The sequence below is a fragment of the Pelomicrobium sp. G1 genome (genome assembly GCF_051905455.1).
Taxonomy (GTDB): domain Bacteria; phylum Pseudomonadota; class Gammaproteobacteria; order Burkholderiales; family UBA6910; genus Pelomicrobium.
Window position 1 is genome coordinate 123,630 of the sequence record NZ_JBQACR010000006.1, and the last position, 23,449, is coordinate 147,078.

Below are 23,449 nucleotides of genomic sequence, written 5' to 3' on the forward strand. Positions count from 1 at the left end.
CCGGTTACAGGGTGAACCGGAGCGAGCGCAGCAACGCCCCCGGCAGCCGGGCGCTGGCCTTGGAACGCTCTCCATAGGTGGAGGGGTCCAGCAGCAGCTCGGGAGCGCGAGTGAGGTCTGCCAGGTTCTCCCCCAGCATGCGGTAGATGGAATCGTCGAAGCGCATGGGCTCGACCGGGGAGACGATGCGCCCGCTCTCCACCCAGAAGGTGGCGAAACGGGTCATGCCGGTGATGCGGCCGGCGGGCCGGTCCGAGTAGTTCAAGTACCAGAGGTTGCCGACGGCGAGCCCCGTGTCCAGGGCCGCCAGGGCGTCCTTCTCGTCCAGCGTGCCGGGCGCCATGTCCAGGGACTGGGGCGTCTCGGCGGCGTTGGCCCCGTTGGTGGGAAGGCCGTACTCCCTGGCCGAGCGCGGCGACACCAGGGGCTCGCCGAGCCGGCCCCGGTCGATCAAGGTCACGGTGGCCGGTTTGATGAAGCCCTCCTGCTGGAACGGCGGCGCGACGCCCGCTTCGACCTTCTCGATCAGGGTGACTTGCGGCGAGAAGGTGGCCCCGTGCTCCATGCGCAGGAGCGGGCTCTGCCCGGTGGCTTGGGCTCGGGCCGAGAAGCTGCCCCAGCAGAGCAGCCCCATCAGCTCCTCCAGGGCCCGGGGCGCGAGATAGGCCCGGTATTCTCCCGGCTCGATCGTCCGCGGTGGGATCGAGAGGAGGGCAAGCTTCTCTGCCGCCTCCTCGAGTTTCGCTTCGAAGGCGGCGGGCTCCCAATCGAATCCGGCGTAGCCCGACTTCACCGCCTTGTCGCCGTGCAGGTAGAGGCTCCAATCCAGGTGGAAGCTCTCCACCTGGTGCCAGTTGCGCTGCCCGAAGGAGTTGGCGAAGCCGCGGTAGAGGGTCCCGGCGGCGTAGAAGCCCACCAGATCGCGCCCCCTCGCGGCGGCGACGACCTGCTGGGTGACCTCCGCGGCCGGCGCGAGACGGCCGCGGCGTTCCGTGCTGGTGGAGCGGGGCGTCTCGGCGATCATCAGCCACGGGTCTTCGGGAAGCTGGGGGAGGAGATCCCGCAGCCCCGCGAGGGCCGCCCGCGCCGCTTCCAAATCGCCGCCGTCGCCGGCTAGGGCCAGGGTAGCCGCCGCCTGGCGGGGTTTGCGCACCAGCCGCACCGTGAGGTAGCGCTGCTCCACGCTTCCCGCCTGGCGTACCTTGCCCTGGTTGAGGCGCACGAAATCCGAGCGTTCGCCGGAAAGGTAAAGAAGCAGGATCTCGTCCGGGGGCAGCGCCCGGCCCAGCCGGTCGGCCAGATCGAAGAAATGCGCTTTCATGCGCCTTCGCCGCCGAACACGTCCACGCCGGAGAACAGGCACGCTGGCGCCGCGTGACCCACGTGGATCGCTTGGTTGGGCTCGCCCTTGCCGCAGGTGAGCGTCCCATGCACCTGGAACGTGTCCGCGTCGCCCACCATGCGCAGGCTGCGCCAGAAGGCGCTGGAGACGCCCCGGTAGCACGGGTTCTTGACCACGCCCTTGATTTCTCCGTCCTCGATCAGCTCGCCCCACTCGCAGCCGAACTGGAACTTGTTGCGGGAATCGTCGATGGACCAGGACGCGTTGGTGCGCATCAGCACGCCCCGCTCGATGGAGCGGATCATCTCCGCCAGGGAGCTCTCGCCGGGCTCCACGTTGAGATTGGCCATGCGGTCGATGGGCGGGCGGTTCCAGCTCGAGGCCCGGGCGCTCGCCGTGCCGGGCAGGCCCGAGCGCCGTTGGGAGAGCCGCCCGCCGAGGGGGCGCTCCAGGATGCCGTTGCGGATGAGCCAGACCTTCTCCGCCGGCGTGCCTTCGTCGTCGAAGGCAAAGCCCGCGATCTCCCCGGGCACCGTCGGATCGTGGGTGACGTTGAGAAGGGGCGAGCCGTAGGCGTAGCGGCCGAACATGTCCAGGGTCACGAAGCTCGTTCCGGCGTAGTTACGCTCGTCCCCTAGGATGCGGTCCAGCTCCAGGGGGTGCCCGATAGACTCGTGGACCTGGAGCGCCATCTGGTCCGGCATGAGGAGCAGGTCCATCCGGCCCGACGGGCAATTGGGTGCCCCCAGGAGCCGCAAGGCCTCGTCCGCCAAGCGCGGGCCGCAGCCGATGAAGCCGCAGCGCTCGAAGGACACGAGACCGCCTTGGCTCGCATGAAGAAAGCTGCGCGCCTGGGTCTCTGTGCCCTGGTGCGCCGTGACCCGCCCGTGGGCGATCATGTAGCGGAACTGCTGGCGGACCTCGCCGCCCGTGCTGGTGAGATAGAGCGCGTCCACTTCCCGCCGCTCCAGGGCCATGTAGCGCTCGGCAATGCGCGGGTCGGCCTTCGCCCGCCGGCACTCCTCGGCGAGGAGGTCGTAGAGCTCCCGCGGGGAAGGCCTCTTGCCCGCTTCGTCCTTGAGCGCTCCCCTCGGGGCGGGCAGGTCCCGGGGATCGAAGCGAAGCACGCCGATCTCCCGAGTGGCCTCGGCCCACGCGGTGGCCTGGTCCAAGGCCCCCTGCAGCCCGGCCGGGGACAGGTCCCCCGTGGCGCAGTAGCCCCAGCCGCCGTCGGTGATCGCCGTGAGCATCACCCCGCGGTCCAGAGATCGATGGGGCGGCTCCAGGGTGTCCTGGCGCACGGCAAGCCATTCGGAGGACTGCTCGAAGTAGCGCAGGGACCAGAAAAGGGCGGACGAGCGCAGGGCGTGGAATCGGCTGCGAAGGGCGTCGGGGATGTCCATTCCGGATCGATACGTTAGCCTGAACGGCGAGGGCTTCGTCGCCCATATTGTACTTGTACGTCACCGCGTCCTGTGCCTCCGGGGGCATGGGCGTAGCACGCTCACCGGTGCTTTCGGTGCGTTTCGCTGGTGCTCGACGCACCCTACTCCCAAACCGTAGTGCGCTTCAGCGCACCGCTCCAAAGGTTCTCGTCTCATTGGCGGTGCGTTTCGCTACGCTCAACGCACCCTACCGGATTTTTTGAGATAGAGGTTTCCGCTTTCCGACGCGGGACCGGCTCCCGAGGATCGGCTTCGCGGCGGCGCAGGCGTTCCTCGAGGCCAGCGCCTGGGTAGCCCTGTGCGCCCGGGACCCGATCCGGCTCGAGAGCGCCGAAACCCAGCTTGCGGGCGACTGGTGAACGTCTCTTCTCAATCGATCCACAAGGGTCCCCGCTCCCGGGCCAGCCGCCAGGGAGCGCCGGGACGCTCGCGGCACAGGCCGAAAACGAAGGAGGGCACCCGCCATGGCAAGGTGAAGCGCAGGTCCACGAACCAGACGCACTGGGCTTCGCCGTCCTGGTCGATGCGATGGAGGGCGGGAAAGCGAGCGAAAGCGCGGAAATTCCGGAACGCCTCTTGCGCCCACGCCTCCCGGGCGAGGGCGCTTTCCCGGGCGTCGGAACCGAAACGCGGGTGCACGCGCCACTGGGGCGCCAGTCGGTATGCCGACGCCATGGGGGCGTAGCGATCCATCCCGGGTATCCGTTCCACCAGGCTGGGCCCGGGCAGCAGGTCCACCAGGGCCTCGTGGTAAGTCTCGCCGTGGCTCACGATCACCTTCCAGTGGAAGGGCGAAAAGGGCTGGGGCAGGGCGTGGGGTGTGGCGCTGACGAGCCCCAGGGTCTGGGCGTACGCCGCGCCGATGTCCGCCGCCCGCTGATGGAGCGCCGCCAGGAAGGCCACATAGCCGGCCAGGGCGAGCAGACCGAAGGCCGCCGCGGCCCGGCCCCGGGCCGGCAGCAACCACGCGGCGGCGAGCCCCGCCGCGATGATCCCGGTGAAGTACGGGTCGATCACGAAGGCGAGGGAAAGCGCCGCGCGCCAGCCGGAGACCGGGGCGAAGAGCTGGGTGCCGTAGGCGGTGATCACGTCTCCCGCGATGTGGATGCCGATGCCCAGGGCCGCCGGCCCGTAGAAAAGCCGCCAGGGCCGGTCGCATACCCGGCCTGCAACGAGGGCGATGAGAAGCGCCCATAGAGGCAGCAACAGGAGGGAGTGGGTGACGCCCTGATGGACGCGGCCCAGGTACCACAAGGTGTCCACCGCCCGCAGGGCGAAGTCGCCGTCGGGAAACGCGCCGGCGGTGAACCCCACCGCCATGCGCTGGCGCAGGCTCGGCGCGCCGGGGGAAGGATGGGCAGGCGCGGTGGCGCGGGCCAGCAGCGCCCCGCTCAAGGCGTGGGTCAGGGTGTCCACCGGCGCCCGAGGAAGCTCGACTACGGAGAGGGTTCGGTGCGGACGGCTTCGCCCGGTGTCTCCCTGGGCGGCGTCGGGCGGGCGAACACCCAGGAGGGCAGTCCCTCGGCCGCGGTCAGCAAGCGGTCCAGGAAACGGCTGGTGGAGGCCGAGTTCGCCGAGTCGTCGTGCATCCAGTAGAGGAAGGTGGCGAGGTAGATGCTCGTGGTCACGGTCTCCTCCAGCGCCCGGCTGAGGTAAGCGGCCTCCCGCCGGGCCCCCTCCCGGATCCACTGGACGGTACGGCTCACCCGCAGCAGTCCCCGCACCTGGATGTGCACGTGGCCGGGTTCCAGCTTTCCATAGATGATCTGTCGGGTCACCCGGCGGTGGGGCGCCAAGGCCCCGAGCCAGGCCATGATCAGCCGGTGCAGGCGCTCCCGCGGGGGAAGCGCCTGGATCTCGGCCCGAGCCGCGGCCCGCAGCATGGCCGCGTCCGCCCGGTCGAACCAGGCCTCGGCCACGTCTTCCTTTTCGCGAAAGTGCTGGCGCACCTCGTCCAGGGTGATGCCCAGCTCAGCGGCCACGTCGAACAGGCGCACGCGCTCCCAGGCGCTTCCCTCCGCCAGAGCGAGAGCGGTATCGACGATACGCTCCCGTAGATCGGACGGGTTTTCCATTTCGGCCTCCAGCGTTGCAAGACGAGGGATACGGTCCTTTCTTAGGATACGCTTCTCCCGCAGGCGGGGATGAAGGAAAAATGGCGCGGCTCGTGGGCGTGGACGGCTGTCCCAAGGGATGGGTGGCGGTGAGCCTGGGCGAAGACAGGCCCGTTCTGGACGTGGGTGTGCACCGCTCCGCGGCCGAAGTGCTCGCCGCCTATCCGGACGCCGCCGCCATTGCCGTCGATATTCCCCTGGGCCTCACCGAATCCGGCGCCCGTGCCTGCGATGGGCAGGCGCGGGCGCTCCTCGGGCGGCCCCGGGCATCCAGCGTGTTCCCCGCGCCGATCCGGCCCGTGCTGTCCGCCCCGACGCGGGAGGTGGCTTCCCGACTCCAGCGCGCCCTGGACGGGCGCGGCATCGGGGCTCAGGCCTGGGCCATCGTTGCCCGGGTGCGGGAGCGGGACGGCGCGGGGCTGCCCATGGCCATCTGGTACTAGCCCGGATATTCCTGTATAATTATCCACTCGTTAGGTGTGCGATAAGCACTCTCATAAGAGCCCCCTACCGGTTGACCCTCGGGGTTGACGTTGGTCGGGGGCTTTGCGTTTTTGAACCCGCAGCAGAAGGAGGCACCCTCATGGCCCGAACCTTAACCCCCGAAGAAGCCGCGACGATGATCATCCGGCGCCGTTTGCAGCAAGTTGAGGAGCGCAAGCATTCCCAGCAGCGCAAGGAGGCGGGGAAGCAGGCGCGGCGGGTCCCCGGTTCCCAGTCTTCCCGCTCCGGGCGTTGAGCCACCCTTGTCCCCGGCTTTGGCGCCGGCCTTGGCGCGCGTCTGGCACCTTTTGAGCGAAGGAGATTTCCCCATGGCAAAAGAAGAATTGTTGGAAGTGGAGGGCGTGGTGAGCGAAGTGCTGCCCAACACCCAGTTCCGGGTCACCCTGGACAACGGGGTCGACGTGGTGGCCTACGCCTCGGGCAAGATGCGCAAGTTCCGCATCCGCATCACCCGGGGCGATCGGGTCACGGTGGAGATGTCGCCCTACGACCTGACCAAGGCCCGCATCAACTTCCGTCACCGGGAGGGAGGCGCCCCCGCCCGGACGCCGGTTTAACAGGCTCCAAGCCGCTCGTCGTTTTCTCGCCGCCGGAGGTCCGGCGGCGTATCCTTACCTGCCCCCATCTCGGTACACTTATCGGCGCTGCGCCCGCCGGCGTCGGCGGGGCAGGGAGCGTCCATGAGCAAGCTTTCCCACGTGGGCCACGCCGACCAGATCCTGATCGAGATGGCGGCGCTCACCGTCATCTTCGGGCTGGCCATCGCGAGCTTCGGCATCGGGATGGCAAGGCCCGTTTCCCCTCCCGTGAAGCCCCCGGCCTCTTCCTCGCCGCCGGCGCCGAGGGTGGCGTCCCATCCGGCCGGCCATGCGTGCGAGGAGCGCGCCGGCGACGTGGGGCAACTGATGGGCTGCCTCCAGGCCGCCCTGGGGCAAGAGCAGGCCGCCCTCCAGAACGCCTACGCCCACTTGAGCCGTCTCGCTCCGGACGCGGGACAGGCGCTGGAACGTTCCCAGAAGACCTGGTCCGATTACGTGCGCGCCGACTGCGAGTTGCAGGCGGCGCCCTTCGCTGGAACGGAAGTGCAGCGGGCCATGCACCTCAACTGCGAATACGTGCGGACGGCGGCCCGGGTCCGGGCGCTGGAGGCGCTGGCCGCGGAGCTGGCCCAGCCCGCCGCCGGGAGCGGCGCACCCGGGAAGGACGCGCGCCGTTAGGACATTCTCAGGCGGCGACCACCGACACGCCGCTTCGCGCGAAGGCCGCTTGTTTCGGCGTCAGCTAGAAAGCCTGGTCGCCGCCTGCGCGGGGGTTCGGCGCGGTCTGTTTGGCGTTCAGGGAAGCGGCCACTCTTGCCCACGCTCGTCGATCAACACCGCCTCCTGGCGCTCCGGCTGCCCGCGCCTGGCGCGGATTTCGATCCCCTTGGGCTCCCGGGGCGGCGGGGCTTGCGCCCTCGCCTGGGCCTCCTCTTCCCGGCGCAGGCGCTCGATGGCGGCGAGATAGTCCCGTTTCGCCTCCGGCGTGAGGTGGCCCAGGGCTTCGTTGAGCCGCATTTCCGAGAGCAGGGATTCGATCCGGGGCGACACCGGCGCGGAGCGCACCGGCGCGCCGAAGCTGCCGGCAGGCCGCCGCGCCGCCTGGGCGAAGCGCTCCGGCCCCGCCACCAGCCGGGCGATGCCCAGGTGCCCGTGGCGCATGGCCCACGCGAGGGCATCCTCGCCCCGCTCGTTGACCGCTTGAGTGTCGGCGCCGCGCTCGACCAGCAAGCGGGCGAGCCCCTCGCGCCCTTCCCGGGCGGCCATCATCAGCACGGTGGAGCCGTTGGGCGCCCGGGCGTTCACGTCCGCGCCCCGCTCGATGAGTAGCCTGGCCACTGCCTCGTGGCCGGCGAACACCGCGTAGTGGAGGGCCGACCATTCGTGCCCCTCCCGGTTGACCCGGGCGCCCCGGTCCAGCAACCACCGCACCGCCTCCAGCCGGCCTTTCCAGGCGGCGTGCATCAGGGCCTGCTCGCCGAACCGGTTGGTCTTATGAAGGTCGGCGCCCCGGGACAGGAACAGGGCCATCATGGGGATGTTGCCCTCCCAGGCGGCGATCATGAGCCCGGTGCCGATGCGGTCGGCCATGAAGTCCGGTGGGAGCCCCGCGTCCAGCCAGGCGGAGGCCGCGCGCAGATCGCCCATTTCGATGGTCACGCCGAAGCGCGCCGGATCGGGCAGCTCCACCGCCCTAGAGGGGCCGCCGGCCAACAGGGCGGCCACCGCTGCGGCGGCGAGCCAGTTGACTGCGCGCTCAGGCAAAATCATCCGGGGCTTGCCATCCGGTGGGAAAGGTCTCCATAGTCGGGAAATGATGCCCGATTGTCAAAATGCGGTGGTAGGGCTCGCCCCGCGAATTCCACGGCGCCCCGGTGTGCCGGATCGGCTGGGGAGGGGCTGATGGATCGTCCCTGGGCGACGTTCGGCTGGGCGCTGGGGGCATCGGCCGCGCTCCATGTTCTGGTGCTGGCGAGCCTCGACCCGGCCCAGGTGGGCGCCGGGGGACGGTCCATGGCGCACGCTCCGGTCCTGACGGCCTGGCTCGAGCCCCTTCCCGAAACCGGCTCCCGGTCCCAGGAGCGCCCGGACCCGCTGAGGCCGCCGGGAGCGAAGCCGCCCCGGAAGACCGCTCCCCAACCGCAGCACCCCCAGCCTTCCAGGCGAGAAGGGCAGATGCAGGTCGAACCCCTTCCGGCGGCGCAACTGGCCGAGACCCTGGAGCGGCTGTCGGAGGTGCTGCTCTACCCGCCGGAAGCCCTGCGGCTGGGGCTAGAAGGGGAGGTGGTGCTCCTCCTGGAGCTGGGGGAAGGCGGGCGCATCGTGGAGGCGTCGGTCGCCAGCAGCTCGGGGCACGCCCTGCTGGATCAGGCGGCGCTCAAGGCCGTCGCCCGGCTTGGCGCCTTGAGCCCCGCATCGGCGGGCAAGGCCATTCTCCTGCCGGTGCGGTTTAGAATTTTGTAATCCTCCATGCGTTACCATCCTCTCTCCGACAGCGATCTGAACGTTTCCGAGCGGAGCGGAAGGTGCCGCTCTTCGGCAACGCCCGGTTCGATCCGACGAAGGAAAGACAGGCGACCCCGAGGCTGGAGCAGATCGAGGCCATGGATGCCCTGGTGCGGGCGGGCATTCGTCCGGTCCACCTGGCCATCGCCTTCGTGCGCAACCGCGTCCAACATCCTCGGGGCCACGAGGATCGACCAGCTCAAGGAAGAGCTGGCCGCCGCCGAAGCGAGATTGGATGAGAATCTGCTGGCGCAGATCGACTTCATCCACCGTCGCTACACCAGCCCGGCGGCGGGGCTCTGAGCCGGAATCCCCTTCGCGCCCACCACTTGGACGAGCTGAGCCTGCGGCAGTACGGCCGCAGCGAGATCGTGATCGAGCAACTGCTGGCGGAAGCGCCCGACGACGGCGAGCTCTGGTTCGCCAAGGGCGAGGTCTACCGGTTGCGGTGGGACGAGGGGGACGCCCAGCGAGCCCTCGCCGCCTACGAGCGCGCGGTGAACGCGGGCGGAGCGCCGCCCGAGGTGCACCGCTCCCTGGGTCTCGTCGCCCTCAAGACCGGCGACCGGGCGCAGGCGAAACAGGCGTTCGAGACCTACTTGCGCGTGAAGCGCGATGCCCCGGACCGGGAAGCGATCCACACGCTCCTTGCCCAGTGAGGCGGCTATGAAGACCCACAGCATCCTGCTGGTCGCGGCACTGGCCGTGGCCGGCTGCGCCGCTGCTCCCTATACGCTGGTGCCGATCGAGCGCCAGGTGGTGGGCGGCGGAATTTCCATCGAGCCCGGTTCGGCCTGGAACCGCGTCAACCATGTCCTCTACGAGGGCAAGCTCGACGTCAGGACCCTCGATGGGATGACGCTCAATTCCCTCATGTGCTTGGCGTATGGGCTGCTTGAGCGCTGCCCGGCGTTCGATGCGTACGACGCCCGCTGCACTGCCCGGCCGGCATTCGCGCGCGCGTCGGCGATCGACGGGGAAGCCGCGACGCCTTGAGGGCCCGCTCGGCTCACGGGGCCCGGGCGGGGACGGGACGGGATTGCGCGCCGGTGGGCTCGGCGCGCGAGGCGCGGCGCCACCACAGGGGCACCAGCGTCACGCCCAGGACCAGCGCCGCCGCCGCCACCGGCCATGGCACGGCGGGATGGGGCAGGAGCAGCCGTCCGGCGCCGTAGAGGCAGAGGAACAGGGAGCTTGCGGCGAGGAGCGCGGTCAGCCCGTCCCGCGCCAAAGCCCGCAGGGGGCGCGACGGGTCGTCCCCCACCTTGGCGGCGGTGGCGCGCCACCATCCGTGGGGCCGGACGCGGCGGTAGAAGGATTCGAGCGTTTCGGGATCGGTAGGCGGTCCGAGGAACGCCGCCGCCACTGCCGCCGCCGTGGACGCGGCCGCCATGATGCCCAGGTTGAGGGCCTCGATCGCCAGCTCGTTGCCCGCGAACCAGCCCTCGGCGCGGGCCTGCCCCCCCAGGTGGAGCAGCAGAGGCGCCACCAGGAGGGAGACCGCCATGGCGGCGAGCTCCGACCAGAGATTGATCCGCTCCCACAGCCAGCGCAGCACCAAGACCGACCCGACCCCCGCGCCGAACAGGAGCGCGATTTGCCAGGCCTGCTGGATCGAGCTTAAGTTCACCATGACGACGAGGGCCAGGGCGATGACCAGCACGTTGGAGAGCCGGGCGACCAGAACCAGCTCTCGGTTCCCCGGCTCCCGCTTGAGCCAGGCGCGGCAGACGAGCCGCTGGTAGAGGTCGTTGCTCCAGTAGCTGGCGCCCCAGTTGAGATGGGTGTCCAGGGTGGAGGCGAGGGCGGCGAGCATGCCGGTCAACATGAGGCCCAGGGCGCCGCTGGGCATCAGCTCGTGGACGCCCCGCACGAACATGAGTTCCCGCCGCGCCGCGAAGCCCGCTTCCGTCTTCGCACTCTCGTCGAAGGGGTACAGCACCAGGAGCCCCACGGCGATCACCAGCCACGGCAGGGAGCGCAGCAGGATCTGCAGCCAGGCGAAGACGATGCCGGCGAAGCGCGCCTCCCGCTCGTCGCGGCAGGCCATGGTCCGCTGGGCCAGGTAGCCCGTGCCGTCGCTGTTCACCTGGAACAGCCACTGCAGGCCGATGACGGCGAGGAAAGGCAGGAGAAGGGCGGGCCAGTCCGGGCCGCCCGTCGCCTCACCGGCGAAGCCCGGGGCGAAGGAGAGGATCCGGGCCGCCCGCTCTTCCCCGTAGAGGTGGACCAGACTCGGCACCAGGGCGCGAAGCCCCCCGGCCGCTTGCGCGATGAACCAGGCGAAGAGGAGGGTGCCGGCCAGGGCGACGGCGAATTGCACAATATCGGTCGCCACCACGCCGCGCAGGCCCCCGGTCGTGGCGTAGAGGGCGGTGAAGAGAAGGATCAGCGCGATGCTGATGATGTTGTTGGCCGCTGCCAGGTGCTGCGGATAGGCGGGAGCACTGGAGGACAGTTTCGGTCCCAGGCCGGAGCGCAGGACGAAATCGGCGAGGGGATCGTAGAGCGCCGCGGGCAGCCACCGGTGCCAGGGCAGGAAGAGCTCGGTGATGCCGACGGCGGCGGCGAGCACCCAGGCGAGCACCACGCAGTTGAAGATCGTGCCGTAGTAGATCGCCTTGAACGTCCGCAGCAGCAGCGTCCCCCGGCCGCTGTAGCGGATCTCGGCCAGCTCGGCGTCGGTGAGTACCCCCGCCCGCTGCCAGAGGGCGGCGAAGACGAAGGCCATGAGCAGGAAGGCCAGGGCGTAGATCCACAGCCGCCAGAGCAGAAAGACGCCCCCCGTGGCCACCAGGCCCGCCACCAGCAGGGGCGTGTCGGCGGCGAACTGGGTCGCCGCCATGCTGGTTCCCGCTTGCCAGCCCTTCAGGCCTCGCCCGGCGAGGAAATACTCGTGCAGGTCGCGGGAAGCTTTGCGCCGGGCCGCGAACCCCGCCGCGATGGAGTACCCCACGAATGCCAGAACGATGAACAGGTCGAGCATGATGGCCCGGCGGACTGCCGGTCCGCCGCAAGGTTTCCCTCCGCTTGAAGCCCGGTCCGTGGGGATTATCCCACGCCGCGCCCGGGAGGCCGGGACGGCCGGGGCTTCCGGCGGGCGCCGCCTTGCCAGTGTGGGGCAGACAAGCCATCATGCGCTCCTGCCGGCAGCGCGGGCCCGGCGGGTCGCGCGCCGCTTCCTGGACGGTACCTCTTTATAACCCTGGCATGTCCCCGTGACCGCCCGCTACGCGACGTTGCTTCGCACCGGCGCTCGCATCCAGGGCCGCCACGCCGAGCTGCAAGCCCTGTTCGAGCAGGCCCGCGCCCTCTGCCGGGAGGGCTTTCCCTTCGACGAGACCCGCAGCCTCGACCCGGTGCGGGCCCGCCTGACTCTGGGCTTCGTGGAAGGACTGCGGGCCGAGCTGCAGGAGGCGCTGGGGCTGCCGGCGGGGGCGCTGAGCCTGGAGCGCTTCACCGTGCAGGGAGCGGGGCCCGTCAGCCTCCACGACGACGCGCGCAACTATCCCGACGTCTACTTCGTGATCGTGGTGGCCCACTCCGGGCGGCTGGGGATCGTGGACCGGAAAAGCCGGGCGGCGCGGCACGCGACCGGCGAGGTTCTGCTACTCGATCCGCGCAAGAAGCACGCCCTGGTGCCGGAAGGTCTGACCGCCGCCGAGTGGCCCTGCGCCCGCACGGGGGGATTCGCCCGCGATCCGCAGGACCAGTTCCTGTTCCTGGATTTCGAGGTGCCGCGGCGCTTCCTGCGAGAGCGTTTCCGCGCCGGCTGACCCTGTAAAATGACGTCTCCCGAGCGCCCCATGGACACGCTGCTGCGCCACGAAATCCTCGCCACCCTGGTCATCCTGGCCGGGGTCCTGTTGGCCAACTTCGCCATTTCCTGGATCCTGCGCGGCCGGGTGCACATGTCCCGGGAGGCCAAGCTGCGCACCTCGGTCTTCTGGCGCAACGCCTCGTTCCTGATCGCCGTGGTGGCCCTCGTTTTCGTATGGGGCTCGGAACTTCGGGCCGCCGCCCTGTCCCTGGTGGCCTTGGGGGTGGCCGTGGTGCTCGCCACCAAGGAACTCCTCATCTCGGTGCTCGGCTACGTCTATCGCACCACCTCGGGGGCGTTCCGCTTCGGCGACATCATCGAGATCCACGACGTGAAGGGAGAGGTGGTGGACCAGACCCTGCTCTCCACCACGGTGCTGGAAGTGGGCCAGCAGCACCAGTTGACCGGGCGGCTGGTGCAGTTCCCCAACGCCTATTACCTCACCCATCCCCTCAAGAACCTGTCCCGGATCGGGCGCTACCAGATCGGGCTGCTCACCGTTCCGGTGGCCGCCGGCGAGGACGTGGAGGCGTTGAAGGGCGTCCTGGAGCAGGCGGCGCGGGAAGTGTGCAGCGCCTTCGTCGAGCCAGCGGAAGCCGCCATCCGGGAAATAGAGGGGGAGCGCTTCATCATGATGCCCTCGGCCGAGCCCCGGGTGGCGGTGGCCCTGCCCGACGTGGACAAGGTGCACCTCATCCTGCGCTACCCCTATCCCGCGGACCGGCGCATGGCCACCGAGCAGCAGATCATCGCCCGCTACCTGGCGTCGCTCCCCGGGCGGCGCCGGCCCTCGGGCGCAGGCAGCGCGGCCGGCGAGACGGCCCGCCTCGCCCCGCCCGGTTAGGCCCGGGCCCGCTCCCGCACCGGGACCGCGGGCTCGATGCGCGCCACCGGGGCGCCTTCCGGCGCCGGCTGGGCGCCCTGGCGGGCGGTGCGGCCGGCCCGGGCGGAGATGGCTGCCGTGAGCAGCGCCGCCCCATAGGGCACGGCCTGGGCGGCCAGGATCGCCGCCCAGAGGGAAGCCTCCCGCTCGGTGCCCAGGCCCCACAGGGTCAATCCCGCCCCCAGGCTCAAGGCGACGAGCATGAGCAGCTCCTCCCGCACCACGCCCAGCATGGCGGCGAAGCGCCCGTGGCGGTGGAAGCTCTTCGCCGTGCGCACGAACACCCCCCGCTTCCGGGCCAGGCCCTGGAACACGCCTCGGGCGATGGCGTGGGACAGGGCCATGCTGGCCAGCGACGCGCCCAAGATGTCGCGCCAGCCGCAGTCCACCCGCGCCGCGTACAGCACCGGGCCGAACAGGGCCTTGGCGGCGAAGAAGGCGAGCACCGGGACGAGGAAGAGGTCCAGGGGCAGGGTGAAGTGCTTGGGCGCCGCCAGCATGCCGATGGTCCAGAGGAGAGCGCTCAGGGCGAAGGCGAAGTGCAGGGCGTCGGCGAACCAGGAAAACCACCCGGTCAGGAAGTGGTAGCGCTGGCCGGCGCTCAAGGGGCTTTTGCCGGTCAAGGCGGACCAATGCCCCTTGAGGATCTGCATGGCGCCGAAGGCCCAGCGCAGCCGCTGGGACTTGAATGCTTTAAAGTCGGCCGGCGTGAGGCCCCGGCCCAGCACCCGGTCCACGTAGCGGGTCTCGTAGCCCGCGCCCATGAGGCGCAGCCCCAGCTCCGCATCCTCGCAGATGCACCACTCGGCCCAGCCGCCCACCCGCTCCAGGGCGCGGCGGCGGATCAGCGTCATGGTGCCGTGCTGGATGATGGCATTGCGCTCGTTGCGGTGGTGCATGCCCACGCGGAAGAAGCCTTCGAACTCCCAGTTGCACATGCGCTGGAAGAAGTTGGCCTCGAAGTCTCGGTGGGCCTGGGGCGCCTGCACCACGGCCACCTGGGGCTCCAGGAAGTGGCCCATTAGCGCCGAGAGCCAGGTGCGGCTCACCGCGTAGTCGGCGTCCACTACCCCCACCACCTCGGCGCGCGGGTCCGTCTGCTGCAGGGCGAAGTTGAGCGCCCCGGCCTTGAATCCCGGCCACTGGGGCAGATGGAAGAAACGGAATCGCGGTCCTGCCTTCTCGCACCACGCCTGCACCGGCTTCCACAGGGCTTCGTCCGGGGTGTTGTTGTCGATCACCAGCACTTCGAAGTTCTGGTAATCCAGGTGAGCCAGGCTATTGAGGGTCAGGATCACCATCTCCGGCGGCTCGCGCGAGCAGGCGAGGTGGATGGAGACGAAGGGTTGCGCCTGGCCGGGCGGAAGCTCCCGCGGGCCGAAGCTCCGCTGCCAGCGGTCGCGCCACAACGCTTCGGTGAACTCGAAGCCGTTGGCTAGCAGGATGGCCGCCATGGCGAGGAAGGCGGGCGCGAGCAGCGCCAGCATGGCCCAGTCGAGGGGCTTCAGGTAGAACTCGAAGGGCATGGCGGCGAGCCACACCAGGAGGGCGGCCGCGGCCTGGATCAATCCGGCGAAGAACAGCCGTCCTGGCAGGCGGAAGCGCCGGAAGGCGGCGGCGAACCAGAGCATGAAGGGAAAGGCTAAGAGGGAGGCGGCGAGGGCCTTCTGCGGCCAGTGGGGATCCTCGATCACCGGGCCGCTTAAGGGAAACTTGGGGGTGCGGTCGGCGTGGAACACGCCCCAATAGGCCCCCGCCCGTCCTTCCTCGGCCCCTTTCCACGGCTGGTCGAAGGCCTCCATCAGGTAGTAGTCCAGAGGAAGGTCCCGGGCGCGGGCGAGAAAGGCCCGCACGAACTGGGCCTGGTGGGCGGTGGAGGCGAGGGCCTGGCGGACCCGGTCCCCGTGGCTGGGCCAGCCCACTTCGCCGATGACGATGGGTTTCTTGGGGAACTTCCGCCGCAGCTCTTCCAGCCGCAGGAACACGAACTCCACCGCCGCTTCCACGGGCACCCCTTCCCAGTAGGGCAGCAGGTGTACGGTGATGAAGTCCACGTGCCGGGCCAGTTCCGGGTACTTGAGCCAGACGTGCCAGGGCTCGGCGGTGGAGACGGGGATCTTCAGCCGGCGCTTGGCCGCTTTGAGGTAACCCGCCAGCTCCTTCACGCCGAGGTCGCCCCGCAGCAAGGTCTCGTTGCCGATGATGGCCCGGTCTAGATTGGGGTGGATCTTGGCCGCGGAGACGAGGGCGTTGATCTCCCGCAGGTTGCGCTCCCGGTCCCGGCTCAGCCAGGCGCCGGCGGTGACCTGGAGGCCCGCTTCCCGGGCGAGCCGGGGGAGTATCGGGTTTTCCGTCGCGGTATAGACCCGGATGCGTTTGGTGTGGCGGGCGAGCAGCCGCAGGTCGGCGGCCACCTCGGCTTCCGAGGGATAACGGTTCTCCAGGGGGCTCTGGTGGCGCTGGAAGGCGCTATAGGCCATGCCCCGGACCCGGCCCTCGAATTCCGCCGGCGCGAGGGGCCGGTTGAAATAGGCCCACGACCCGTAGTTGAGGGATGCGATCAGCAGGGCGATGAGGGCGGCCGGGACAAGCGCGCGGACCGGCTTTCCGGCGGGTAAGGTCAAGGAGTCGGTCTTCACGATCACCCTTTGGCAAACAAGAGGCCCGGCATCTCTGCCGGGCCCCTCCGTATGGTTCTTTTCCGTGACCCGCCGCCACGGCGGGCTGGCTTTTGGCTTCGCTGCAAGCGCCCTGGCGTCAAGCAGGGTCCATGCCTGCATGCCAAGTGCTTATGCCGCGCGCACTTGCGTCTGGCTCTGGCGTAGAACCAGGAAAATGCTGTCGTCAACCGACGACAGGGCGAGGATCCACAAGCGAAGCGGCGCGAATTCTATCGGATTTTTGTCCGGCGTGCCGATCGACGTGGCGGGTCTGGACTTTCGTCTGGCATGGCGCATGCCGTATGCTGGAGCGTCCGCTCAGACTCCCGCACCTAAGCCGGGCGCGGGTATCCGATTCATGGGTAAGGCCTTCTTCCCTTGGAGCGCCATCGCCGCAGTCGGGCTCCTCGCCGCCGCCGCCCGCTACGGGCTGGTGGAGCCTGCCGCCGTCGCCCATCTGTGCGACGGGGGCTCGGGACCCTGGTGGTGTGGCCTGCGCCGGGCCGTCATCGCCGCCTTTTCCGGCTACGGTCTGGGGTACGGGGCGCTGGGGACCGGTGCGCTGGCGGTGGCGCTCCCGCGGCCGTGGATCGCCTGGACCGCCGCGGCGCTGGGGCTCGCCGGGCTGATCCTGTACTGCTTCGAGGCCTCGGCGGTGGGGTTTCTACTGGGCGCCCTGGTGCTCGCCCGGACGGGTTCGAGCCTGTCGTCGGGCGGCGACATGGGGAGCGAGCACCGCGGCCGCCAGTGCCAGGCTTAGCGCCGCCCAAAGGACGGCGCTCCCGTTGGTGAGCCCCTCCCTCGCCACGATGAGGGGGGCGGAGGCGGCGAGCCCGCCTGCCAGCAGCCGTTCCTCCCCCTCCGCCGGGGGCCAGGCCCTCCATTCCCCGGCGCCAGCCAGGGCGTGCAGCAGGAAGCCCAGGGCGGGCGGCCCGAAGAGGGCCAGGGGAAAGTCTCGATAGCGGGGGTCGAAGACGAGGAGCAGCGCCACCACCGCGGCGGCGAAGAGCCAGGCGAAGCGCAGGAACCCCAGCCAGTCCGCCGCCCTTTTCGGCGGGCGCGGGATGTGGAGGAGGGAAGCGGGAGGCGCGAGCCGTTCCCAGTCGCCCGCCCACCGGGCCAGCCCGTAGGCCAGGACCAGGGCAGTGGCGAGCGCCAAGGCCGTGAAGGCGCCGGTCAAGGCCCACTCGAATAGGTCCTGGTTGGCCGCCGCCATATGCCGGCACTGGGCCGCCAGGGCCACGCCGGTCGCGAAGCCCGCGAGCACGAGAACCGGCAGCCCCCGCCCGCCCGGCCGGGGGTTGCCGATCCATGCCATCAGGGAGAAGAGAAACGCTAGGGCGCCGCCAGAATAGAAACTCGCGCGCCAGTGGGGGTCCTCCACCACCGGGCCTTGCAGGGGAAACTTGGGCCGCAGCGCGGCGTCGTACAGGCCCCAATGGCCTCCCACCGTCCCCTCCAGGCGGCGCTTCCAGGGCTGGTCGAAGGCCTCGATCAGGTTATACGCTACCCCCGAGCGGTGGGCAAAGGAAAGGAACTCCCGAAGGAAGCGGGCTTCGTTGACCTGGCTGGGGACCGCCTCCCGGCGCTGGCGTCCCCGGCTCGGCCAGCCCGTTTCCCCGATGAAAGTTTCCCGCCCCGGAAAGGCGGCCCGCACCCGACCGTAGATCCGCTGCACGTGGGGAACCGCTTCCTCGATCCCCACGGGATCGTCTTCCCAGTAGGGCAGGATGTGGATGGTGACGAAGGACACGGCCTGGGCCAGGGACGGGTGCTGGAGCCAGAACTCCCACACGTCGGCGTAGGTGACGGGAAGGGGCGTGGCCGCGCGCACCCGCTCGATGTAGGCGCGCAATTCTTCCTGCGGCAGCTCCCGCCGCAGCAGAACCTCGTTGCCCACGATCACGGCGCGCACCGTGGCGGGATGGGCGTTGGCGACGCGGAGACCGAGGGCCAGTTCCTGTTCGTTTTCCTCCCGATCGCGCCCGAGCCAGAGGCCCAGCAGCACCTGCATGCCCAGCGTCTCGGCCACGGCGGGCACCTCCGCGAGCCCCTGGCTGACCGAATAGGTGCGCACGCACCGGAACCGGGTGGACAGGAATTTTAGCTCCGCTTCGATGCGAGCGCGGGACACCTGGGTATTGGGATCGAGGGGGCTTTCCCCCGGCAGGCGAAAGGGCGTGTAGGAGACGCAGTCGAGGGGCTGGGCGGGCCCATCGGGCAGGGGCACCGGCCGGCCCCGAAACCAGGCGTCGTATCCGGCGGCGACGCAGGCAAGGCCCAGCACGGCCAGGAGGAGGCCGTACCGCAGCCTCGGGCCGCTCATCTGGGGCGTGGAAGCGGCCCCTCAGGCACGAGGGGACGGCCCGTGGCGCAGGCCCCGGCGACGGCGGTGGAGAACGCGGCGCCGGGTGTTCTGGCTCGCGTCATTCCAGCTTTCGGTCATGGCGGTTTCTCCGCGGGGATTCATTCGGCTCGGGCGCGGTTGCGCGCCAGGATGCAATCGGTGTTGGACACGTACAGCAAGTGGGCGATCTTGCGCACGAAGTGATCCTCGTGGGCGTCCAGTTGGCCGTCGGCGTGGGCGATGCGCCACAGCGCCTCGATGAACGCTACTCGCTCTGGAGCTCCCCAGCGGCGCTTGAGCAGGGACACTGGTGCGTAGTAGGAAGCGAAGCGCCGCGACCGGTCCCCCGCCTCCGCCAGCAGGCCGTCGATGGTCTGCGGGTCCGAAGCGAAGAGGGTGGTCAGGGCCTTCGCCGCCACGGCCCGCTCCTCCGGACGCTCCTGCAGGTCCACCCGCATCAACTCGGCGACGAGCCCTGCCGCGGCCGCCAACAGTTCCCGCTGGGCCACTGCCGCGCCCGGAAGGGCGGGAGCGTCCTGGCCGGCTTCCATCCAGCGCTTGAGGGCCTTCAGCATGGAATCCTCCCTTCCGCCCAGCGTTCCCACGGGCGGCCCGGCCTTCGGGACGCCCACGCTTCGCCCACACCCTTCACGGGATCAGACCCTCCGCCCGCATCGTGTCCCTCACCGCCGGCCGCTCCGCCACCCGGGCCATGTATCCCCGGAGCGTCGGCCACTTGTCCATGTCCACGTGAAGGAAATGGGTCCAATTGAGGACGGTGAAGAGATAGGCGTCCGCCACCGAATAGCGGTCCCCCATCAGGTACGTTTTGGTGCCCATCTGCCCCTCCAAGAAGTCGCAGCGTCGGCCGAACAAGGCGAGCTGGTTTTCCCGCCATTCCGGGGTGATCTTGGGGTTGTAGAGGGCGCCCAGTTGCTTATGCATTTCCGTGGCGATGAAGTTGAGCCATTCCATGAGGCGGTAGCGCTCCAGGGTGCCCGGCGCGGGCGCGAGGCCCGCCGCCGGCTTCTGGTCCGCCAGGTACTGGAGGATCACCGCCGACTCGGTGAGGATCTCGCCGTCGTCCAGCCGCAGGGCGGGCACGTAGCCCTTCGGGTTGATCCGGCGATAGTCCTCCCCCGAAGCGGTTTTCCCGGTGGCTAGCTCCACCTTTTCCAGGTCGAAGGAAAAGCCCGCCTCCCGCAGGACCATGTGGGACGCCATGGAGCAGGCGCCCGGGGCGTAATACAGTTTCATGGCGGTCTCCGGTGTGTCCGAAGTGACGCAAGATTACATCGAAAAACCCGAAGCGAAGCTCCTCGCTTCCCGCCGGCTCCGCAGAGCGAGGGTTTGACCGCAGGCGCCGGGGAGAGTTTGGCTCAGGCGTGCAGCTCTACCACGTCCCCGTCCTCCAGCCGGTGCTCCCGCCCCACCTGCTGGCCTTGGATGCCGGACTTTCCCCACACCCGGGCGTAGCGAAGCTGGCGCGCCAGGTCCTTGTGCACCAGTCGCGCCACGTCCTCCACCGTCTGGCCCCGGCGCAGGGTGAAGGGGTGGCTGCGCTCCGCCGGCTTGCCAGGGGCCTTGGTGTAGACGCGCACGATGTCCAGATGCTCGAACAGCCAGGGGCCGATGTCCCCCAGGCCCCGGCCGCTCTGGGCCGAGACGATCAGGCTGGGGTAGCGAAGCCTGGCGAGCTCCAGGAACGTCCGCAGCTCCTCCTCCGGATCGGCCAGGCGGTCCGCCTTGTTGGCCAGGAGCAATGCCGGAAGCCGCAGGGCGAAGGGGTCCTCTTCGTCGGCCGCGGACTCGTCCAGGCTCCACCGTTCCGTGAGGGTCACCCGCTTATCCCGCAGCAAGGCGTGGAGCGCCTCCACCTGCTCCACGCAGGCGGGGTCGCCCAGGTCCACCACCAGCAGGCAGGCGTCCGCGGTCTGGAGGGCGGCGGCGAGCCAGGGAACCGGGTGCTCGGGGGACACCGCCGGCAGGTCCACGAGCTGGAAATGGACGTCCTCGTGGGGCAGCATGCCCGGCTGGGGGTACTGGGTGGTGAACGGGTACGGCGCCACCTCCGCCCCCGATCCGGTCAGGCGGGCGTGCAGGGACGACTTGCCGGCGTTCGGGGGACCGAGCAGGGCGATCTGGGCCGCCCCTTCGGGGCGCACCACCAGGGCCGGGCCGGTGCGGGCGCCCCCCTTGCGCGGCCCCTCCAGCTCCTCGGAGAGCTCCTTGATGCGGCGCTTGATGTCCGCCTGCAGGTGGTCCGTGCCCTTATGCTTGGGGATGACCCGGAGCATCTCTCGCAGCCACTCCAGCCGCTCGCGGGGGTCCCGCGCCTTGCGGAAGGCGGCCTCGGCGGCCTTGTACTCGGGAGTGAGGTTGGCGGGCATCGGGATACCCGGGGGCCATCGCCCGTAGGCGGCTTTCATTTTAAACGCGGCCGCGTGGCCTGGGCTCGGAGGTTTTATACTGCCGGTGGAAAATCGAGGAGCCCCCGGATGAAATCCATCGACAGCCTGGAAGCCCTGCGCCAAGCGCTCGCCGAGTTCGCCGCCGAGCGGGACTGGGATCAGTTCCATAATCCCAAGAACCTGGCCATGGCCCTGGCGGGGGAGACGGGCGAGCTGCTGGAGCACTTCCAATGGCTCACCTTCGAGGAAAGCGCGAACCTGCCGCCCGAGGTGCGGGCCGAGGTGGAGCTGGAGATGGCCGACGTGCTGCTGTTCCTCACGCGGCTCGCCGACAAGCTGGGCGTCGACCTGCTGCGGGCGGCGGAAAAGAAGCTCGCCCTCAACGCCGAGAAGTACCCGGCGGACAAGGCCCGGGGCAAGGCCACCAAGTACAACCGGCTCTAGTCCGTATCTTTCGCGGATATTGTGACCGGGACCCAGGCTGCGGGGCATGCTCGCCTATCGTCACCTTTTCCACGCCGGTAACTTCGCCGACTGCTTCAAGCACGCCCTGCTCGCCCAATTGATCCTGGCGCTGGCGGGCAAAGAGAAGCCCTTCTTCTATCTCGACACCCACGCCGGCATCGGGCGCTACGACCTGCAGCACGAGTGGGCCCGCAAGCTCGCCGAGTGGAAGGAAGGGATCGGCCGGCTGTGGGACGCGCACCCGGTGCCCGAGGCCATCGCCCCGTACCTGGCGTGCGTGCGCGCCGAAAACCCCGACGGGAAGCTGCGCTTCTACCCGGGTTCGCCCTGGATCGCCAGTCGGCTCATGCGACCCCAGGACCGGCTGGTGGCCACGGAGCTCAACAAGGCCGATTGGGCCGAGCTGCGGGCCCTTTTTGGCGATGCGCCGAACACCACGGTGGAGTGCATGGACGGCTACCAGGCCCTGCGGGCTTACCTGCCGCCCCGGGAGCGCCGGGGTCTGGTGCTGGTGGACTCCTCCTTCGACCGGGCCGGGGAGTACGGGCGCATCGGGAAGGCCCTGCGCTTCGCCCATGGGCGCTGGGGGACCGGCATCTTGGCCTTCTGGTACCCCTTCATGGCGCCGGGGGAGGTGCGGGCCTTCGAGCGCAGCGTGGCGGAAAGCGGCGTCACCAAGATCCTGAAGCTTACCCTGGCGGTGCACCCGGCGGGCTGGAGCGCAAGCCTCCGGGGGTGCGGGATGCTGATCGTGAACCCCCCTTGGAACTTCGAAGCCTTCGCCTCGGCCCTGCTGCCCTGGCTCTGGGAGCGGCTCGCGGTGAACGGCGCCGGCGGCTGGGAGGTCGAATGGCTGGTGCCGGAATCGACCCCAAAGGACATGAAAAAGCTTCCTGCCGGTAGGCGCCCGCCCGGGGATGCCCCCAAGGGGCCGCGGCCGCCTTCCACCAACCCCCAACTCTATGCCCAGACCCGCAAGGTGCTCTCCCAGCACTACCGGGCCAAGTACGGTGTGAAGAAGTAAAAAAAGTGCCGTTTTCCCGCAGCGTTCAATCGGCGGCCCTCCGCGCCTCTCGCCCGCACATCTTCCCCCAGGCAGGGTGGGCGGCGATCCGGGCAAGGGCTTGATGGAGCAGCGCGCGGCCCGGCTCGGTGCGGTGCCAGGGGGAGGCGCCTGACGGGTGGGGGAGGGGCACCACGTCGGTCTCGAAGCCGAAGAGCCGCACCTTGAAGAGCCGTCCCACCACCGCGTCCAGCTTGCCCACCGGCAGGAACAGGCCGATGGCGAGCTTGCCCGCGGGAATCACCAGCCGAGGGCGCAGGAGCTGGAATTCCGCGGCGAGCCAGCTCGTGCAGTTTTCCACCTCCTGCCGGTCGGGGACCCGGTCGCCGCCGCCGGGATTTTTGCCGGGAAAGCAGCGGCACACGGCGGCCATGTAGACCCGGCGGCGAAAACCCTCTTCGTCGAGGCCGATGCCGCGGAACCAGCCGAACAGGGTCTTGCCCGCGGTCCAGGCGAAGGGGCGCCGGCGCTCGATCTCTTTGGCCCCGGGCGCCTGACCCACCAGCATCACCGGCGAGACTACCGGGTAGCCCATCACCGGCGGGCCGATCATCTTGGGACACCGGGTGCAGCGGGCGAGCTGCCGTTGATGCCGCCGCAGGGCGTCGAGGGTCGAATCCATAATCCCATTATGCCGGGGGCGCAAGCGCTGAACGCAAGATGCGGCGTGGACTACGATCCCGGGCATGCCGGAAGCCCCTCATCCCTACGCCCGCTTGACGCCGGAGCTCACCCTCGATGCGGTGGAGCGCTTGGGGCGCTTCATCGGCCGCCTCCACGCCGTAGGGGCCGCGCGCCCTTTCCGCCACCGGCCCGCGCTGGGCGTGGAGAGCTTCGGCGTCGAGCCGTCCTGGTTCTTGCAGGAGAGGGGCTTCGTGCCCCCCCGAGCCGAGGGAGACGTGCCGCCGACTGGTGGAGCACCTCCTGGACCGGGTCCGGCGGGCATTCGAACGGGCCGCTCCTCTGCGCCGGCTGCGGCTCCACGGGGACTGCTACGCGGGCAACGTGCTCTGGACCGACGACGGTCCCCAGTTTATCGACCTGGACGACGCGCGCATGGGGCCGGCGGTGCAGGACCTGTGGATGCTGCTTCACGGGAGCCGCGAGGACATGACTCGCCAGCTTGGCTGGCTGGTGCGGGGCTACCGGGAGTTCTTCGACTTCGAGGCGCGGGAGCTTGGCCTCGTCGAGTCGCTGCGAACCCTGCAAATGATCCACTACGCGGGGTGGCTGGCCCGGCGCTGGGATGATCCGGCGTTTCCGGCGGCCTTCCCCTGGTTCAACACCCCACGCTATTGGCAGGAGCACTTGCAGCACTTGCGGGAACAGGCGGCACGCCTGGAGGAGCCGC

At 69.8% G+C, this 23,449-nt stretch carries 25 protein-coding genes and 1 pseudogene; 14 read left to right on the top strand and 12 right to left on the bottom strand.

Annotation, left to right across the window (positions count from 1 at the left end; all coding sequences use genetic code 11):
* Positions 1 to 4: 4 nt before the first annotated feature.
* From ACTFO6_RS07900 to ACTFO6_RS07915, 4 genes are all read right to left on the bottom strand, one after another.
* The gene (locus ACTFO6_RS07900; RefSeq protein ID WP_439933906.1) at positions 5 to 1,321 is read right to left on the bottom strand and encodes a TldD/PmbA family protein; all 1,317 of its coding nucleotides are present in this window, start codon (positions 1,319 to 1,321) and stop codon (positions 5 to 7) included.
* On the bottom strand, positions 1,318 to 2,745 hold the full coding sequence (locus tag ACTFO6_RS07905; RefSeq protein ID WP_439933907.1) for a TldD/PmbA family protein: 1,428 nt from the start codon (positions 2,743 to 2,745) through the stop codon (positions 1,318 to 1,320). The genes ACTFO6_RS07900 and ACTFO6_RS07905 overlap by 4 nt, the downstream gene beginning before the upstream one ends.
* Positions 2,746 to 3,156: 411 nt before the next feature.
* Positions 3,157 to 4,203 carry a metal-dependent hydrolase gene (locus tag ACTFO6_RS07910; RefSeq protein ID WP_439933908.1) on the bottom strand — a complete coding sequence of 349 codons (1,047 nt, stop codon included), beginning with the start codon at positions 4,201 to 4,203 and terminating at the stop codon, positions 3,157 to 3,159.
* Between the two features lie 20 nt (positions 4,204 to 4,223).
* Entirely contained in the window at positions 4,224 to 4,862 is a 639-nt protein-coding gene (locus tag ACTFO6_RS07915) for a TetR/AcrR family transcriptional regulator (RefSeq protein ID WP_439933909.1), read from the bottom strand.
* A gap of 80 nt (positions 4,863 to 4,942) precedes the next feature.
* Between ACTFO6_RS07915 and ACTFO6_RS07920 the strand changes: the two genes are divergently transcribed.
* From ACTFO6_RS07920 to ACTFO6_RS07935, 4 genes are all read left to right on the top strand, one after another.
* Positions 4,943 to 5,344 carry a DUF429 domain-containing protein gene (locus tag ACTFO6_RS07920; RefSeq protein ID WP_439933910.1) on the top strand — a complete coding sequence of 134 codons (402 nt, stop codon included), beginning with the start codon at positions 4,943 to 4,945 and terminating at the stop codon, positions 5,342 to 5,344.
* 140 nt (positions 5,345 to 5,484) lie between these two features.
* Entirely contained in the window at positions 5,485 to 5,640 is a 156-nt protein-coding gene (locus ACTFO6_RS07925) for a hypothetical protein (RefSeq protein ID WP_439933911.1), read from the top strand.
* Positions 5,641 to 5,713: 73 nt separating this feature from the next.
* A complete protein-coding gene (gene infA / locus ACTFO6_RS07930; protein WP_439933912.1) occupies positions 5,714 to 5,962 on the top strand; it encodes a translation initiation factor IF-1 in 249 nt (82 codons plus the stop codon).
* 123 nt (positions 5,963 to 6,085) lie between these two features.
* A complete protein-coding gene (locus ACTFO6_RS07935; protein ID WP_439933913.1) occupies positions 6,086 to 6,622 on the top strand; it encodes a lysozyme inhibitor LprI family protein in 537 nt (178 codons plus the stop codon).
* A 117-nt stretch (positions 6,623 to 6,739) separates the two neighbouring features.
* Here the strand turns inward: ACTFO6_RS07935 and ACTFO6_RS07940 are convergent, their stop codons facing one another.
* The gene (locus ACTFO6_RS07940) at positions 6,740 to 7,714 is read right to left on the bottom strand and encodes an ankyrin repeat domain-containing protein (RefSeq protein WP_439933914.1); all 975 of its coding nucleotides are present in this window, start codon (positions 7,712 to 7,714) and stop codon (positions 6,740 to 6,742) included.
* Positions 7,715 to 7,846: 132 nt separating this feature from the next.
* Between ACTFO6_RS07940 and ACTFO6_RS07945 the strand changes: the two genes are divergently transcribed.
* From ACTFO6_RS07945 to ACTFO6_RS07960, 4 genes are all read left to right on the top strand, one after another.
* On the top strand, positions 7,847 to 8,407 hold the full coding sequence (locus tag ACTFO6_RS07945; RefSeq protein WP_439933915.1) for an energy transducer TonB: 561 nt from the start codon (positions 7,847 to 7,849) through the stop codon (positions 8,405 to 8,407).
* A gap of 144 nt (positions 8,408 to 8,551) precedes the next feature.
* Positions 8,552 to 8,752: a hypothetical protein gene (locus ACTFO6_RS07950; RefSeq protein ID WP_439933916.1), complete on the top strand. Its 201-nt coding sequence runs from the start codon at positions 8,552 to 8,554 to the stop codon at positions 8,750 to 8,752.
* Positions 8,753 to 8,778: 26 nt separating this feature from the next.
* Positions 8,779 to 9,108, top strand: a complete 330-nt coding sequence (locus tag ACTFO6_RS07955; protein WP_439933917.1) for a tetratricopeptide repeat protein — start codon at positions 8,779 to 8,781, stop codon at positions 9,106 to 9,108.
* A 7-nt stretch (positions 9,109 to 9,115) separates the two neighbouring features.
* Positions 9,116 to 9,445 carry a hypothetical protein gene (locus ACTFO6_RS07960; RefSeq protein WP_439933918.1) on the top strand — a complete coding sequence of 110 codons (330 nt, stop codon included), beginning with the start codon at positions 9,116 to 9,118 and terminating at the stop codon, positions 9,443 to 9,445.
* A gap of 13 nt (positions 9,446 to 9,458) precedes the next feature.
* Here ACTFO6_RS07960 and ACTFO6_RS07965 read toward each other — a convergent pair whose 3' ends face one another.
* Positions 9,459 to 11,435, bottom strand: coding sequence for a sodium:solute symporter family protein (locus ACTFO6_RS07965; RefSeq protein WP_439933919.1), 1,977 nt, complete (start codon positions 11,433 to 11,435; stop codon positions 9,459 to 9,461).
* Between the two features lie 232 nt (positions 11,436 to 11,667).
* Between ACTFO6_RS07965 and ACTFO6_RS07970 the strand changes: the two genes are divergently transcribed.
* Entirely contained in the window at positions 11,668 to 12,225 is a 558-nt protein-coding gene (locus ACTFO6_RS07970; RefSeq protein WP_439933920.1) for a hypothetical protein, read from the top strand.
* 30 nt (positions 12,226 to 12,255) lie between these two features.
* Positions 12,256 to 13,113: a mechanosensitive ion channel family protein gene (locus tag ACTFO6_RS07975; RefSeq protein ID WP_439933921.1), complete on the top strand. Its 858-nt coding sequence runs from the start codon at positions 12,256 to 12,258 to the stop codon at positions 13,111 to 13,113.
* Here the strand turns inward: ACTFO6_RS07975 and ACTFO6_RS07980 are convergent.
* Positions 13,110 to 15,932: a glycosyltransferase family 2 protein gene (locus ACTFO6_RS07980; RefSeq protein ID WP_439933922.1), complete on the bottom strand. Its 2,823-nt coding sequence runs from the start codon at positions 15,930 to 15,932 to the stop codon at positions 13,110 to 13,112. The two genes, ACTFO6_RS07975 and ACTFO6_RS07980, sit on opposite strands and share 4 nt — an antisense overlap.
* Before the next feature lie 238 nt (positions 15,933 to 16,170).
* Between ACTFO6_RS07980 and ACTFO6_RS07985 the strand changes: the two genes are divergently transcribed.
* Positions 16,171 to 16,572, top strand: a complete 402-nt coding sequence (locus tag ACTFO6_RS07985; RefSeq protein WP_439933923.1) for a hypothetical protein — start codon at positions 16,171 to 16,173, stop codon at positions 16,570 to 16,572.
* On the opposite strand, the gene ACTFO6_RS07990 is transcribed toward ACTFO6_RS07985, so the two are convergent.
* The 4 genes from ACTFO6_RS07990 to ACTFO6_RS08005 all read right to left on the bottom strand — a co-directional run bounded on the left by ACTFO6_RS07990 (position 16,477) and on the right by ACTFO6_RS08005 (position 20,588).
* Complete coding sequence (locus ACTFO6_RS07990; RefSeq protein WP_439933924.1) at positions 16,477 to 18,138, bottom strand: glycoside hydrolase family 17 protein; 1,662 nt, start codon at positions 18,136 to 18,138, stop codon at positions 16,477 to 16,479. The genes ACTFO6_RS07985 and ACTFO6_RS07990 overlap by 96 nt on opposite strands.
* A gap of 140 nt (positions 18,139 to 18,278) precedes the next feature.
* Positions 18,279 to 18,734: a TerB family tellurite resistance protein gene (locus ACTFO6_RS07995; protein ID WP_439933925.1), complete on the bottom strand. Its 456-nt coding sequence runs from the start codon at positions 18,732 to 18,734 to the stop codon at positions 18,279 to 18,281.
* 73 nt (positions 18,735 to 18,807) lie between these two features.
* Positions 18,808 to 19,416, bottom strand: coding sequence for a glutathione transferase GstA (gene gstA, locus ACTFO6_RS08000; RefSeq protein WP_439933926.1), 609 nt, complete (start codon positions 19,414 to 19,416; stop codon positions 18,808 to 18,810).
* Between the two features lie 122 nt (positions 19,417 to 19,538).
* Positions 19,539 to 20,588, bottom strand: a complete 1,050-nt coding sequence (locus ACTFO6_RS08005) for a TGS domain-containing protein (RefSeq protein WP_439933927.1) — start codon at positions 20,586 to 20,588, stop codon at positions 19,539 to 19,541.
* 69 nt (positions 20,589 to 20,657) lie between these two features.
* On the opposite strand from ACTFO6_RS08005, the gene ACTFO6_RS08010 reads away from it, so the two are divergent.
* Both ACTFO6_RS08010 and ACTFO6_RS08015 read left to right on the top strand, forming a co-directional pair.
* Positions 20,658 to 21,014, top strand: coding sequence for a nucleotide pyrophosphohydrolase (locus ACTFO6_RS08010; RefSeq protein WP_439933928.1), 357 nt, complete (start codon positions 20,658 to 20,660; stop codon positions 21,012 to 21,014).
* 46 nt (positions 21,015 to 21,060) lie between these two features.
* The gene (locus tag ACTFO6_RS08015) at positions 21,061 to 22,059 is read left to right on the top strand and encodes a 23S rRNA (adenine(2030)-N(6))-methyltransferase RlmJ (RefSeq protein ID WP_439933929.1); all 999 of its coding nucleotides are present in this window, start codon (positions 21,061 to 21,063) and stop codon (positions 22,057 to 22,059) included.
* Between the two features lie 25 nt (positions 22,060 to 22,084).
* Here ACTFO6_RS08015 and ACTFO6_RS08020 read toward each other — a convergent pair whose 3' ends face one another.
* The gene (locus tag ACTFO6_RS08020; RefSeq protein ID WP_439933930.1) at positions 22,085 to 22,720 is read right to left on the bottom strand and encodes a uracil-DNA glycosylase family protein; all 636 of its coding nucleotides are present in this window, start codon (positions 22,718 to 22,720) and stop codon (positions 22,085 to 22,087) included.
* A 290-nt stretch (positions 22,721 to 23,010) separates the two neighbouring features.
* On the opposite strand from ACTFO6_RS08020, the pseudogene ACTFO6_RS08025 reads away from it, so the two are divergent.
* A pseudogene (locus ACTFO6_RS08025) lies at positions 23,011 to 23,397 on the top strand (serine/threonine protein kinase); the annotation flags it as partial.
* Between the last annotated feature and the right edge of the window lie 52 nt (positions 23,398 to 23,449).

Coding starts and splice junctions, on each gene's coding strand:
- ACTFO6_RS07900 (WP_439933906.1), bottom strand. CDS start 1,321: ATGAAAGCGCATTTCTTCGATCTGGCCGACCGGCTGGGCCGGGCGCTG.
- ACTFO6_RS07905 (WP_439933907.1), bottom strand. CDS start 2,745: ATGGACATCCCCGACGCCCTTCGCAGCCGATTCCACGCCCTGCGCTCG.
- ACTFO6_RS07915 (WP_439933909.1), bottom strand. CDS start 4,862: ATGGAAAACCCGTCCGATCTACGGGAGCGTATCGTCGATACCGCTCTC.
- ACTFO6_RS07920 (WP_439933910.1), top strand. CDS start 4,943: ATGGCGCGGCTCGTGGGCGTGGACGGCTGTCCCAAGGGATGGGTGGCG.
- ACTFO6_RS07925 (WP_439933911.1), top strand. CDS start 5,485: ATGGCCCGAACCTTAACCCCCGAAGAAGCCGCGACGATGATCATCCGG.
- infA (WP_439933912.1), top strand. CDS start 5,714: ATGGCAAAAGAAGAATTGTTGGAAGTGGAGGGCGTGGTGAGCGAAGTG.
- ACTFO6_RS07935 (WP_439933913.1), top strand. CDS start 6,086: ATGAGCAAGCTTTCCCACGTGGGCCACGCCGACCAGATCCTGATCGAG.
- ACTFO6_RS07940 (WP_439933914.1), bottom strand. CDS start 7,714: ATGATTTTGCCTGAGCGCGCAGTCAACTGGCTCGCCGCCGCAGCGGTG.
- ACTFO6_RS07945 (WP_439933915.1), top strand. CDS start 7,847: ATGGATCGTCCCTGGGCGACGTTCGGCTGGGCGCTGGGGGCATCGGCC.
- ACTFO6_RS07950 (WP_439933916.1), top strand. CDS start 8,552: ATGCCCTGGTGCGGGCGGGCATTCGTCCGGTCCACCTGGCCATCGCCT.
- ACTFO6_RS07960 (WP_439933918.1), top strand. CDS start 9,116: ATGAAGACCCACAGCATCCTGCTGGTCGCGGCACTGGCCGTGGCCGGC.
- ACTFO6_RS07965 (WP_439933919.1), bottom strand. CDS start 11,435: ATGCTCGACCTGTTCATCGTTCTGGCATTCGTGGGGTACTCCATCGCG.
- ACTFO6_RS07975 (WP_439933921.1), top strand. CDS start 12,256: ATGGACACGCTGCTGCGCCACGAAATCCTCGCCACCCTGGTCATCCTG.
- ACTFO6_RS07980 (WP_439933922.1), bottom strand. CDS start 15,932: ATGCAGGCATGGACCCTGCTTGACGCCAGGGCGCTTGCAGCGAAGCCA.
- ACTFO6_RS07985 (WP_439933923.1), top strand. CDS start 16,171: ATGGGTAAGGCCTTCTTCCCTTGGAGCGCCATCGCCGCAGTCGGGCTC.
- ACTFO6_RS07990 (WP_439933924.1), bottom strand. CDS start 18,138: ATGAGCGGCCCGAGGCTGCGGTACGGCCTCCTCCTGGCCGTGCTGGGC.
- ACTFO6_RS07995 (WP_439933925.1), bottom strand. CDS start 18,734: ATGCTGAAGGCCCTCAAGCGCTGGATGGAAGCCGGCCAGGACGCTCCC.
- gstA (WP_439933926.1), bottom strand. CDS start 19,416: ATGAAACTGTATTACGCCCCGGGCGCCTGCTCCATGGCGTCCCACATG.
- ACTFO6_RS08005 (WP_439933927.1), bottom strand. CDS start 20,588: ATGAAAGCCGCCTACGGGCGATGGCCCCCGGGTATCCCGATGCCCGCC.
- ACTFO6_RS08010 (WP_439933928.1), top strand. CDS start 20,658: ATGAAATCCATCGACAGCCTGGAAGCCCTGCGCCAAGCGCTCGCCGAG.
- ACTFO6_RS08015 (WP_439933929.1), top strand. CDS start 21,061: ATGCTCGCCTATCGTCACCTTTTCCACGCCGGTAACTTCGCCGACTGC.
- ACTFO6_RS08020 (WP_439933930.1), bottom strand. CDS start 22,720: ATGGATTCGACCCTCGACGCCCTGCGGCGGCATCAACGGCAGCTCGCC.